Genomic DNA, 12,041 nt, shown 5'->3' with positions numbered 1-12,041 from the left:
TCGGCAGCGCATGAATCCTTGCGTCGTCTAGGATGGTGACCTTGATGTCGTGGACATGGCTGTTGCTCCCGTCGGCAACTGGTTGCAGCGAACAAAAACGGATGTCCCGTAACGGCTTGTGACCTCCTTGCTGACCCAACGCAGGACCAGGACGCGGCCGTCGAAGGAATCGACCACGCGGTCCTTCTCGCCTCCGGGCGGGCCACCAGGGCCGATATAGTCGTGCCCATCGTCGGACCCTCGGATCGCGAGTTCCACTGGTTCGGCCTTATCCGCAAGGTGCATGATGACCCCGCCGTTCTCGCCTTGGCCGATCAGATAAGGGTTGGCGCAGCTTTTCTCGGCTGCGGCGATGGTCCGCTCACGGTCTTCCTCGCGGAGGAAGGATCCGTAACCCCAGCGGCCGACCAGGTCGAATTGCTGTAGCCTGGGTGGACGGATCGCCCGTTCCGGCGCGACAGGCGGCAGCGCGGCAGTGGTGACGCTGGGTGCGGGGGCGGGACCGGAGAAATGGATTGAACCGTGACTTTCCGGCTCTGGAGCGACCAATCTGGTCGCATGATCGCGCGCGCAGCCGGCGAGCGAGACGCCCGCGGCAAGCACCAACGCGAAGGATTTGATCATGTGCCCCTCAAAAGAGGATCAGCACTACGTTCTGCCGCCTTTTGGTCAAGCAGTTCGTCGAAGAAGTTCCGACTGGCTCCCACCTGCCGGGCTGATCCGCGCTCGGACAATCGCCAATCCTTGGGCGCCCGTGCAACGTCCCTAGGATGAATATCCCCGATCTTCGGAGCGAAAACATCGGCGGGCCGCACGGGCCTGCCGGCGCGGCGAGCCTAATGCATTTTGCCAGGCGCGGGTGGCGGCGGAGCTTCCTCGTATTGAGGGTACCGAGGCAGGCCGGCGAGAAATGGCTTGGTCGCGGCTGGTCAGCGGCATCTGAGCCGGCGTCCCAATGACCTTGCCCACCCCGACCGGAAGGTCTTTGAACTCTAAATCCGCGAACCAGCCGCACTCGCCCTGATAAACGTGGCTATTCGGATTTCGGTGTTGGAACGAGTCCTTGACGAGCGGTCGCCGGCCGGGCATGGTCGCCCAGGAACACAACGAGAACACGCTGACTGAATGTTTCTGACCTACCGCATCAAGCTGGCGCCGACCCGCGGCCAATACGCCGTTCTCGCCGGGCTCTGCGAGGCGCAGCGCCAGCTGTACAACGCCGCGCTGCAGGAGCGCCGCGACGCCTGGGCGAAGCGGAAGGTCTCGATCTCGAGGTTCGACCAGTGCAAGTCCTTGACGCAGATACGGTCGTTCGACCCGGACTACGGCGACGTCCCCGTTAACCTGTCGCGGTGGACGCTGGGGCGCGTCGACGACGCGATGAAGGGGTTTTTCGGACGCGTGAAGCGCGGCCAGAAGGCCGGCTTCCCGCGCTTCCGGAGCGGGAGCCGCTGGGACTGTTTTGGCTTTGCCGAATGGGCCGGGGTTCGGCTCGATAGAAACAAGCTGCTGTTCAAGCCGCTGCCAGGCGGTCTGCGCCTGCGGCTGCATCGGGAGCTCCCGCCGGACGCAGCGGTGAAGACCGCGGCGTTCTCGCGGAAGGGCCGGCACTGGTACGTTTGCCTGGTGGTTGATGTCCCCGCCGCCGCCACTCATGCCCGGCCGGAGACGGCCGTCGGGCTTGACGTCGGCATCGAGCATCTCGTGACGACGAGCGAGGGCCGGCATATCGAGAACGTGCGTCCGCGGTCTCGCCGCGAGCGCGACCTGCGTATCGCGCAGCGCGCGCTGGCGCGCTGCAAGCGCGGCTCGAGGCGCCGCGCCAAGATCCGAGAGCGTCTGGCCCGGCTTCAGCGTGCGGTCGCCAACGTTCGCTCCAACCACCTGCACCAGGTGTCGGCCGATCTGGCCAGGCGTTACGCGCTGATCGGCGTCGAAGAGCTTCGCTTGAAGAACCTGACCCGCTCGGCAAGGGGCACGGCCGCCGAGCCGGGGAAGAACGTCCGGCAGAAGGCCGGGTTGAACCGGGCGATGCTGGACGCATCGCCCGCGCGTCTGATCGAACTGTTGACCTACAAGGCTGCAAGAGCCGGTGGGATGGTGGTGAAGATCGATCCACGCAACACCTCGCGGGACTGCTCGTCCTGCGGCGTCGCGGTGGAGAAGACGCTGGCGGAGCGCCGCCATCGCTGTGGCTGCGGCGCCGACCTGCACCGCGATCACAATGCGGCGCTGAACATACTGGATCGTGCCTTGCGGCACGACGGGCGGGGCAAGCCGCCCGGGGACGCCAACGTGGGGCCTCAGCCCGTGCGTCGTCCCGGAAACACGGATGTTGAAGCTGCGGAAGCAGCGTAACATTCCGGACCAGGATCGACGTGCTTCAACACCGAAATCCGAATAGCCAGGTAATGACCCATTGTTGCCCTTCCGACGGCGCTCGCGGGCTTCAAGGGACCAGTTTCCTGTTTCGCCTCTTCCGCGGCGAGCGGCAAAAGCCGCTTGAGCAGTTGGGCTGCCTTCAGTCGGTTGGACGGATTTTTGTAGTTGTAGGTCATGACGCTTAATAGCGGCGTCAGGCGGCCTGGTGAAGGCAAATCGGGGGCGCTTTAGCCGAAGGCGGGGGCGTATTCCAACTCGAATTTCCGGTCGACCCGCTTGGCGCCGATAGTCCTTCCATCGAATAAAAAGCCGCCCTCGGAGCGAGCGATCGAGAGCATCAGGTCGTAGGACACCGTGTCTCCTCCCAGTGATAGCCGCGTCCAGCCGTCCTCCGCCTGCTCGGAGGGGAAGGCGTGCATGCCGGTGATGTGCCGCTGCTGGCCGGCCGGGTCGGTGATCCGAAGGAAGAAATACCGCGAGATGCCGGCGTAAGGGTCGCCAGTGCGAATATCCGGCTCGCCGTGGACGGTTGCGCCGTGAGCCTCGAGAAGGGCGAAGACCTCGTCCATGTCGAGGGCTCGGTCACTCGTGAACGATACGCTGGGCGACATCTGGCCTGTTCCTGCGACTGTCCTGCAGGACAGCGTGATGCCGGCTGCGGCAATTTGCAACAGACCAGCAAGGATTCGTTGCGTTTCGTCCAAGGATTAGAATGCAGCCTATACTTGTTTGATGCACTGTACGCGGGTAAGGATGTGTTTCTGACATTTCCCATGCGAAACAGGACTGGGCGGTGGCTGTGTTGGGAGCATTAAAGAAATTGGTCGTGATGGCCGGCGTCGTTGCAACGCTCGCCGGTGCGGCCGCTTCTGCAGCGGATTTTCCATATTTCCGTATGCGCTGGCCCTATAACGGGCAAACAACGCCGAAGCCGCCGGATCCATCCTTCGATCTGGCCTTGTTCTATGCGGGGCAGCCGATGGCCACCGCTGGCGAGGCCTATACAGCACTTGCAGTCGTGACGGGGGCGCAAGGGCCAACCTCGTTCAAGCTCCTGAACGGAACGCTTCCGGTCGGGCTCTCGTTGGATCCGATTTCTGGCAGTGTGTCCGGCATTCCTTTGCAGTACGGCGCGTTCTCCGCCAACATCCAGGTGACGGACGGCTTCGAGACGGCCACGGCGCCGTTTGTCATTACGGTGGTGCAGCCGTTCGTCATCGAGTCTCCATTTGCAGTCGGCTCGAGCGATCTCTTGTCCGTGGTCGTGGGTGACAACGCCGCGCTGACGTTTACGGGGCGCGGGGGGACTCAGCCCTATCAATTGAATACCTTTACGGACACCCCTGGCCTGACGACATCGTCAACGGCTTCATTCGCGACGATTACAGGCGTGTTCACGACGCCGGGGACCTACTCGGTGACGGCGACGGGGCTGGACGCCGATTTTCGGTTTGCGTCGTATGGACCCGTAACCCTCCACGTCTATCCGTCGATCCAGATGGTTGGAGAGGCGCTGCCGGGCTATGTCGGGCAGGACTATCTTGCGCATGTTTCTGCCGACGGAGGCCGTTCTCCCTACAACTATACGGCGACGGGACTGCCGCCGGGATTGTTCTATTCAGCCGGCGCGATCCAGGGCGTGCCGGTCACGGCTGGAACGTATGCGGTTCAGATTTCGGCTGTCGATCTCGATGGTCGTCGGGTTAGTCGTTCGATCGATCTCGAGATCGATCCGCTCCCGGCGACATCATTCGGCATCGCAGGGTCGCTGCCGGCGGCTGCCGATGTCGGTCAGCCATTGTCCGCAAAGTTCACGCCAATGGGTGGAACGGCGCCGTACAGTCTCTCGGTGTCGGGCGCGCTTCCTCCGGGCTTGTCGTTTGACGGTCAAATCATTTCGGGTACGCCCTCCCAGCAGGGGACCTGGGACGGAATTATTGTTTCGGGCTCCGATGCGAGCGGGTTGAAGGGCACGACCCAGGCATTCGCCATATCGATCGTTGGGCCCGTTGGGGTCGTTACCGCAAGTCTGCCCAACGCGCGGATCAACGATTACTATGCCGGGAATTTCGAGGCGTCTGGTGGTCGGGCTCCATACTCGTTCAGTTTGGTTTCGGGTTCGGTCCCCGGCCTGAAGTTGGCGGCAGATGGCAAGCTGTGGGGCATTCCGACGAACGCTGGAGTGTACGATAATCTCGTTGTCCAGGTCACGGACGTCGATGGACGCACCGCCATTGGAGCGCCGGCGACATTGAGGGTTCTGGAGGCAGGGCTATCTGTCTCGTCCTATCCTCCCAAGGTCGCTTACGTCGGAATTCCCTATCGGGGCGATTGCGGGGCTGTAGGTGGTGTGCCGCCGTATGGTTATGCAAAAGTCGGCAGCTGGCCGTCCTGGCTAGCGCTTGACGCGAGCTCGTGCGTGCTCTCCGGCACCCCCGATGTCACGGGATCCTACGCTCTCGCGATCCAGGCGACGGACAGTGCTGCCGGGCTGGCCCGCACCGGGAATTTCGCCATCGACGTGAAGATGCCTCCAGTGCTGGCACTCACGCCGATGGCGCCGGCCGTCGGCGGAATTATCGGTCAACCGATCGACGCCCTGACCTTCCGCGCCACCGGTGGACGATCCCCGTATTCGTTCGCGCTCACCGGACAGCTGCCGGCCGGCCTGGCTTTCAGTTCATCCGGTGTCTTGTCTGGCCTGCCGAGTGCCGTGGAAACCGACAGCGTTGTCGTCACAGTGACCGACGCGAACGGCGCGCAGGTATCGACCTCACCCTTCGGGATCACAATCAGCCGGCCGGGGCTGATGATCAGCGGTGTTGTGCCTGTGGGCCAGGTAGGGCAGAGCTATTCGACCTCGTTCAAGGTCAGCAATGGTGACGGCAAATACTCCTGGGGGCTGAGCAAGACGTTGCCCGATGGGTTGTCGTTCGCGAGTGCGGGCGACGCTGCCATCATTGCCGGCACGCCGACGCAGGTGGGAACGGTCGAAGGCCTGGTCTTGTCGGCGGCTGACGACTCGGGCGCCAAGGGCGCGGCGCAATTCAACATGGAGATTTCCAGCGGCGGCCCCGGCGGTCCGCCGCCACTCGCGCTTAGCCTGAGCAGCGTTCCTGTTGCGACGGTGGATCTCGCATACTCCGGACCAACGTTCAAAGCCACGGGTGGCAGGGCGCCATATTCCTTCTCGGCGACCGGGCTCCCGCCAGGGCTTTCGATGGTTTCGACCGGAGATGACTCCACATTCATCGCGGGGACGCCAACGAAGAACGGGAAATTCGACTTCACTGTCACCGTTGCCGATGCCGACCAAACGGTGGATTCCGCGATGGGCTCCATCGTGGTGTCTACGCCATTGGCAATTGCAGGCGCTCCGCGCGCAGGGGCAGTGGGCTTCTCGTATTACGATTCTGTGACCGCAAGCGGTGGTCGTCCGCCGTACAATTACGTCGTGACGTCTGGCTCGCTTCCGCCGGGGATCACGCTCGATCCGTCAGCAGGTTCCCTGACTGGGCGGCCGTCCGCGAGCGGCGATTTCGCCGCAACGGTGACCGTGTTCGACGTCGATCGCCGTTCGGCAACGCTGCCGTTCACGATGTCGATTGCGCCGACCAATTATGTGCTTTCCGGAACGCCGCCAAAGATTGCGACGGTTGGGCAATGGTATTCGACGAACTTTACGGCAACTGGTGGTCCGGGGACGACGACCTTCTCGTTGGCGTCCGGATCGCTGCCAGATTGGCTACAGCTGAACGTCACGACCGGTGTACTTTCCGGGTTGCCGAGCGCCGCAGGAACGGTCGGTCCGATTGCCGTGCTCGCAACTGATTCAATGGGCTTTACCGCGACCTCCGAGCCGTTCTCGATTTCTGTCGCCGATGCGCTGGGGGTCTCCGGGGCGCTTCCCTCGTCGCTTGCGATCGGCGAGCCGGTTTCGGTCGAATTCTCAGCGAGCGGCGGACGTGCACCGTACGCCTATTCGATGAATGGTATCCTTCCCCCCGGACTGACGTTCAGCGGATCGCTTCTGGCCGGAACACCGTCGAGCGTTGGAAGCTATCAGGTCACCGTGCTCGTCAGCGATGCCGACGGACGGCAAACGTCTGTCGCCGGAACGATGGATGTCGCCCCGGCGCTGTCAATTAGCGGCAGTCCATCGGATGGAGCGACCGTCGGCGGCCAATATATTGCGCAGTTTATCGCGGCCGGCGGCGCCGGAACGAAGACGTTTGCGCTGGCCTCGGGATCGCTGCCTGCCTGGCTGTCTCTCGATGCGACGTCGGGGCGTCTAGCCGGAACACCGTCCTCGGGGGACGTCGGCACGTTCGGCCCCTTCGTCGTGAGCGTCTCCGATGCGAACGGCACGAAGGTATCCGCGAACGCGTTCTCGATCACGGTGATCGATGCAACCGCGCAAGCCTCGCTGACATCGTCCGCGATCATGCGGATGGGTGCTTCGATCGCCGGCAGTCTGGCGTCGTCGTTCGCCTCTCCGAGCTGGACATTCGCCACAACCTTAGCTCCGACTGGACAGCCGGCACTTTCCCTCGTGGCCTCGGGCTCGACGTTCTCCGGGACCGCGCCCGCGGTCAGCCAGATCACCACGTACACGGTGACCGCGACGGCGGTCCAATCGAGCTATCAGAAATCGGCAGCCTCGTTCACGCTGAAGGTCGCGCCGCCCTTGGCGGTGGCGTCCTCTCCGAGTGGACCGGTTTTGTTTGCGGTGGGTGAGGCTCTCGCCACGGTCGGCTCGACCGTGAATTTCGCCCTGGGCGCCGTGAGCTACGATCTCTTGCAGAACGGGGCTCCGATTTCTCTGCCGACGTTGTGTCCTGGCCTTGCGCTCAACGCGCAAGGCGGCGTGTCAGGGACGCCGACTGCAACCTGCTCGCTCAGCAATCTTCAGATCCGGGCGACGGACGCCGCCGACGGTTCTACGGCCATTGGACAAAGCATCCTCTCAATCGCGGTGAACGGCCCTCTCGCGATCGCAGGTTCGCCGTCTCCGCAGGCAACAGTTGGAGTGAACTACAACGCTCTCTTTACTGCGACGGGAGGACGGCCGGGCTATAGCTACTCAATCGTGGGGGCGGCGACCGACTTCATCGTCAGTGCAAACGGCACGTTCACCGGAACGCCAACAGCCGCCGGTACGCTCGGGCCGCTGAAGGTGCGCGTGACGGATGTCGGCGGGGTGACCGCCGACAGCGCGCCGTTCAGCATTCTTGTCGCGTCTCCGGTGCAGGTCGCCGGAACGCCCCGCCTGGCTGCGCTTGGTGAAAGCTATTCCTTTGTGCCAACGGCAAGCGGTGGCGATGGAACCTATAGCTTCACCGTTTCCAACGTGAGCGGGACGCTCGCGGCGCTTGGACTGACCTTCTCAACTACGAACGGCAGCATCACCGGCCAGCCCATAACGAAGGGCACCTGGTCGGGCGTCATCCAGGCCAAGGATGGTATCGGCCGGACCGGAGCATCCGTTACGCTCACAGTGACGGTCACTGATGCAATCGCGATTTCTCCGACATCCGGACCGTTCAATGAAGCTGCCCATTGGGTTGTCGGCAAGGATGTTGGCGCCAAGTTCGGCGGATTCTCGGCCACAGGCGGTTCGGGCTCTAACGTGTTCTCAGTGGCAGCAGGAAGTTTGCCGGCAGGCGTTGTTCTGAACGCGTCGACTGGCGCTCTTTCCGGATCACCTTCGCCGGGATCCGCCGGGAATTACCCAGGCGTCAAGGTGGCCGTGACGGACGTCGGGGGTGGCGTTGCCACCACGCAGGCGTTCACCGTGACAGTGGTTGACGCCTTGGCTGTGACAGGTACGGCGCCGGCGACCGGCTTGGCCGGCGTGCCATACAGCGCGACGTTCACAGCTACCGGTGAAAGCGGGAGCTACAACTGGTTGCTGACCAATCCGCCGTCGTGGCTCGTGGGCACGCCATCCGGTCCGGGCAACAACACCTACACTCTCTCGGGAACCCCGCCGGCGTCGGGCAACTACGGCCCCATTTCGCTCGCGGTGACCGATGCGGGTGAGTATCGCGACACCTTGCAAGTGCAGACCTGGACCATCACGGTTGGCTTGGCTCCCCTTGTCATGACAGGGACGCCATCGCTGACGAGCGAAGTCGGACAACCCTATTCGTCCTCATTTGCCGTTACGGGCGGCGATCTTCACTACACCTGGACTATGATCGGATCGTTGCCTCCGGGCCTCACGATGTCCGGTGGTGTGATTTCAGGCAGCCCGACAGCAAGCGGTAGCTTTGCTGGACTGCAAATGAGAGTTGACGATGGAGCAGGGCATTCGACGACTTCGAATGTCTTCACCATCACGGTCGCTCCGCCTCTTGTCGTGACGGCGGGGACGAATGTCGTCGGCGCGGTTGGCGAGGCACTAGGCAAGTCCGTGGCGACGATTTCCGGTGGGTCGGGTGTCTACAATAGCCTGACTCCGAATACCGTCAGCGGTACCTCGCTTGGGGCCATGGGTCTCGCCGCGTCGATCAGCGGGACAACGGTCCATGTCGCGGGGACCTCCTCAGGTCAGCCGTCGACCCCTGGCACATGGACCGGCAATTTCACGGTCACGGACAGTTATGGGATCAGCAATACCTCCACCAACGTGACGGTGTCGGTCAACGCTGCCCTGACGATCGGCGGTTTGCCTTCCGGCGGTACCATCAACAAACCCTATTCGTTCATCCCGGACGTGTCGGGTGGATCGGGGGGCAATTCCTTCTCGGTGACCAACACCGTCGGGACGCTTGCAGGGCTCAACCTGACCTTCGACAGCATCACGGGCACAATCGCCGGTACTCCTGCCGCTACGGGCAATTGGCAAGGAACGATCACCGTGAAGGACGCCGGCGGAGGCCAGGCGGTCTCCCCGACATTCTCGATCACAGTGACTGGGCCGCCGCCGCCATCAGAGGCGCTGATCGCATCCGTAACCGGTGGCTCGATCACCAACAGCGGAACTGTTCAAACCGCCACACAGTACACAGACGGAGGCGCCGGCGCCTGGGTCAAGGTTTCGACGTCTTTCCCGATCGTGATCCAGTATTCAGAGCCGGTAGCGGCCACAGGCGTGAATCTGTCGTTCTACTGTCCGGGTAGCGCGTACGCAGGCCTCACTGGTGTGACCTACACGGTCGACAGTTCGACCAACGGCACCACCTGGATCACGCGGGCGTCAGGCACCTTCAACTACCCGACGTCGGCGGGTTGTCCGGGGCCTGTGAGTCTTAATGGGCTCGGCACCTTTAGCCCGGCGACGGCCGCTTACTGGCGCTTCAACGCGACCAGCCAGTACTACACGACTGTTGATCAGTTCCGGATGAAATAGGCGGTCGGGCTTGGCAATCAGAGCAGGGAGAGCTGCGCCGCGACGGCGCGGTTCTCCGGGTCTGTATTCAGCGTGGAAATAGAAACGCCGATTAGCCTGAGTGCTTGAGGCAGCGGAAGTTCGTCTTGCAGGATGCCTTCGGAGATGCGCTTGAGCTCGTCGAGCGAAGCGACCTCAGAATTCTGCGAACGGCTGCGGGTCACCTGGGTGAAATCCGAGAATTTAAGCTTCAATGTCACCGTGCGGCCGCGCACTCCGGTGCGCTCGCAGTGCGCCCAGACCTTGTTGGAAAGTGGCGTCAATTCGCTGAGCAACTCCTCGAGGGCGGTGAGGTCGCGCACGAAAGTGTTTTCGGCACCGACGGACTTGCGGATCCGGTTCGGATTGACGGGACGATCGTCGATCCCCCGGGAGATCTTGTAGAAGTGGCCTCCCTGCTTGCCGAAATGCCGGGTGAGGAATTCCAGGCTTTTGGTACGGAGCTCGGCGCCGTTGGTGATGCCGAGTGCTTCCATCCGAGCCGCGGTGGCCGGGCCGATCCCGTGGAATTTCTTGATAGCGAGCTTTGCGACAAATTCCTCCCCGTCCTGGGGCAGGATCACACACATGCCGTTGGGCTTGTTGACGTCGGAGGCCATCTTGGCCAGGAATTTGCAGTATGACACACCAGCTGACGCGGTCAGGCCGGTGACCTTGAGGATCTTCTGGCGGATTGCGCGCGCGACGGCCGTCGCGGTGGGTAAGCCCTGCTTGTTCTGGCTGACATCCAGGTAGGCTTCATCAAGCGAGAGCGGTTCGATCAGATCGGTGTGTTCGGCGAAGATCTGCCTGATCTGGGCGCTGGTCGCGCGATAGGCTTCGAACCTCGGCGGCACGAAGGTGAGCTGGGGGCATTTCTCGCGGGCCTTGAAGGAGGGCATCGCAGAGTGCACGCCAAAGGCGCGAGCTTCATAACTCGCCGCTGCAACGACGCCTCGGCCTTCGGCGTGGCCGACGGCGACCGGCTTGCCGCGAAGTTCAGGATAATCTCGTTGCTCCACGGATGCGTAGAACGCGTCCATGTCGACGTGAATGACCTTCCTTTGGCGGTGTGTCTCGGACATTTTACCGAGTGTGCCCCGACTCGGCTACGCCTTTCAACGCAGGCCTTGTCGGGGTCCACATTCGCCGTCGCGGGGACTTAGGCCACGCGGGCCATGCCGGCCACGATGCACTTGGCGAGCTCGGTCTCGATGGTCTGCAGCGAAACGCGGATGTTCTTCAGGCGGCCGCGCATGGAACGAGCGGTCATGGGGTAGTCGAAAGCGTTGGGGTTCTTCTGGCGCGCTGCCGCTTCTTCGGCGGCGATGTCGTTCTCCAGCGTGCTGGCGCTCTCGCGAAGCGTCTCGGCGAGCGCTTCCAGGCGGGTCGCGCGTTCCGAGGGACGGATGTCGCGGGTTTCGGCGGGGGACTTGGCATTGGTCGTCTGCATGGAGTTCCTTTCGTGGCCTTCCGGCGAACCGGCGGCTTGACCCCAATATGCTGTTTGGCGCCTTGTAAATTCGTTAATTGAATCCTTCAGACTGAGTCGGATTCACGATTTTACTGTCAATCCGCCCAAGGATTAGAATACGGACGTAAAGTCGCATATCAAGAAGCGTCAGGGGCCAGCGTTTGATCGAGCGCGCCCGCGATTTCGTCTATCTTGTCGGCGTCGAGGCCGGTCGATATGGCTTCCGCGATCTTCTCTGGGGCTTCTTTTGGGAAAGCCTCGAGCACCTGGCGGATCCGGTCTGTGAGCCCATCTCGCGCCTCCGGCGTGCGGTCGACAGGACGCTCGTGTTTGGCAACAATCGTTCGAATCGTCGAACTGCAGTTCGACATGATTTGGCGATCACGCTTCTCGATCGGACCGATCGTTGAATCGCTGTAATTGAAGGGCTGCCGATAGGGGTTTCGTCGCTTACGTTCGGTCACTCCGCACAAGATTTGGCCCTCGGATCGCTCGAGCGTGACCTCGAGCACCTGCTCGCCACGGTCATTGTGGAGGATGAACCGCATGGAATTCCATCCGCAATACTCGCTCGTGCGGAGCCCTGGTCGGTCGAGCATGTTGCGGATCGCGCAGCTGCTCGGATGGTCTTTTATGGGTTTGGTGGGAGCGCTCATGGGCCGATGATGGCCGGTTGGGCCTCAACCGGGAAGACTGAGCTGTTTTTTCTTTGGGGATGGTGGTGGAGCCAGGCGGGATCGAACCGCCGACCTCTTGCATGCCATGCAAGCGCTCTCCCGGCTGAGCTATGGCCCCGTGAGGGCGATTGCTACG

At 62.6% G+C, this 12,041-nt stretch carries 7 protein-coding genes and 1 tRNA gene; 2 read left to right on the top strand and 6 right to left on the bottom strand.

The window, feature by feature from the left end:
- Positions 1-27: 27 nt before the first annotated feature.
- A complete protein-coding gene (locus ACVIGB_RS04000) occupies positions 28-624 on the bottom strand; it encodes a hypothetical protein (RefSeq protein WP_456718029.1) in 597 nt (198 codons plus the stop codon).
- A gap of 501 nt (positions 625-1,125) precedes the next feature.
- Between ACVIGB_RS04000 and ACVIGB_RS03995 the strand changes: the two genes are divergently transcribed.
- Positions 1,126-2,358, top strand: coding sequence for an RNA-guided endonuclease InsQ/TnpB family protein (locus ACVIGB_RS03995; protein ID WP_456718030.1), 1,233 nt, complete (start codon positions 1,126-1,128; stop codon positions 2,356-2,358).
- 251 nt (positions 2,359-2,609) lie between these two features.
- On the opposite strand, the gene ACVIGB_RS03990 is transcribed toward ACVIGB_RS03995, so the two are convergent.
- Positions 2,610-2,951, bottom strand: coding sequence for a hypothetical protein (locus ACVIGB_RS03990; RefSeq protein ID WP_456718031.1), 342 nt, complete (start codon positions 2,949-2,951; stop codon positions 2,610-2,612).
- Between the two features lie 224 nt (positions 2,952-3,175).
- On the opposite strand from ACVIGB_RS03990, the gene ACVIGB_RS03985 reads away from it, so the two are divergent.
- Positions 3,176-9,736 (top strand): beta strand repeat-containing protein, encoded by a 6,561-nt coding sequence (locus ACVIGB_RS03985; protein WP_456718032.1) that lies wholly within the window; start codon positions 3,176-3,178, stop codon positions 9,734-9,736.
- A 17-nt stretch (positions 9,737-9,753) separates the two neighbouring features.
- Here the strand turns inward: ACVIGB_RS03985 and dinB are convergent, their stop codons facing one another.
- From dinB to ACVIGB_RS03965, 4 genes are all read right to left on the bottom strand, one after another.
- Positions 9,754-10,839, bottom strand: a complete 1,086-nt coding sequence (gene dinB, locus ACVIGB_RS03980; RefSeq protein WP_456718033.1) for a DNA polymerase IV — start codon at positions 10,837-10,839, stop codon at positions 9,754-9,756.
- Between the two features lie 77 nt (positions 10,840-10,916).
- Positions 10,917-11,207 (bottom strand): hypothetical protein, encoded by a 291-nt coding sequence (locus ACVIGB_RS03975; protein WP_456718034.1) that lies wholly within the window; start codon positions 11,205-11,207, stop codon positions 10,917-10,919.
- A gap of 158 nt (positions 11,208-11,365) precedes the next feature.
- Positions 11,366-11,776 (bottom strand): hypothetical protein, encoded by a 411-nt coding sequence (locus ACVIGB_RS03970; RefSeq protein WP_456718035.1) that lies wholly within the window; start codon positions 11,774-11,776, stop codon positions 11,366-11,368.
- Between the two features lie 171 nt (positions 11,777-11,947).
- Positions 11,948-12,023, bottom strand: a tRNA-Ala gene (locus ACVIGB_RS03965).
- Positions 12,024-12,041 lie beyond the last annotated feature (18 nt).

The sequence above is a fragment of the Bradyrhizobium sp. USDA 4341 genome, from assembly GCF_054063755.1.
Note: the sequence above shows the minus strand (reverse complement) of the source record. Positions and strands in the feature narration are given on the sequence as shown.

Excerpts from the sequence above, each read along its gene's own strand:
- ACVIGB_RS04000 (WP_456718029.1), bottom strand. The coding sequence starts at position 624 with ATGATCAAATCCTTCGCGTTGGTGCTTGCCGCGGGCGTCTCGCTCGCC.
- ACVIGB_RS03995 (WP_456718030.1), top strand. The coding sequence starts at position 1,126 with ATGTTTCTGACCTACCGCATCAAGCTGGCGCCGACCCGCGGCCAATAC.
- ACVIGB_RS03990 (WP_456718031.1), bottom strand. The coding sequence starts at position 2,951 with ATGGACGAGGTCTTCGCCCTTCTCGAGGCTCACGGCGCAACCGTCCAC.
- dinB (WP_456718033.1), bottom strand. The coding sequence starts at position 10,839 with ATGTCCGAGACACACCGCCAAAGGAAGGTCATTCACGTCGACATGGAC.
- ACVIGB_RS03975 (WP_456718034.1), bottom strand. The coding sequence starts at position 11,207 with ATGCAGACGACCAATGCCAAGTCCCCCGCCGAAACCCGCGACATCCGT.
- ACVIGB_RS03970 (WP_456718035.1), bottom strand. The coding sequence starts at position 11,776 with ATGCGGTTCATCCTCCACAATGACCGTGGCGAGCAGGTGCTCGAGGTC.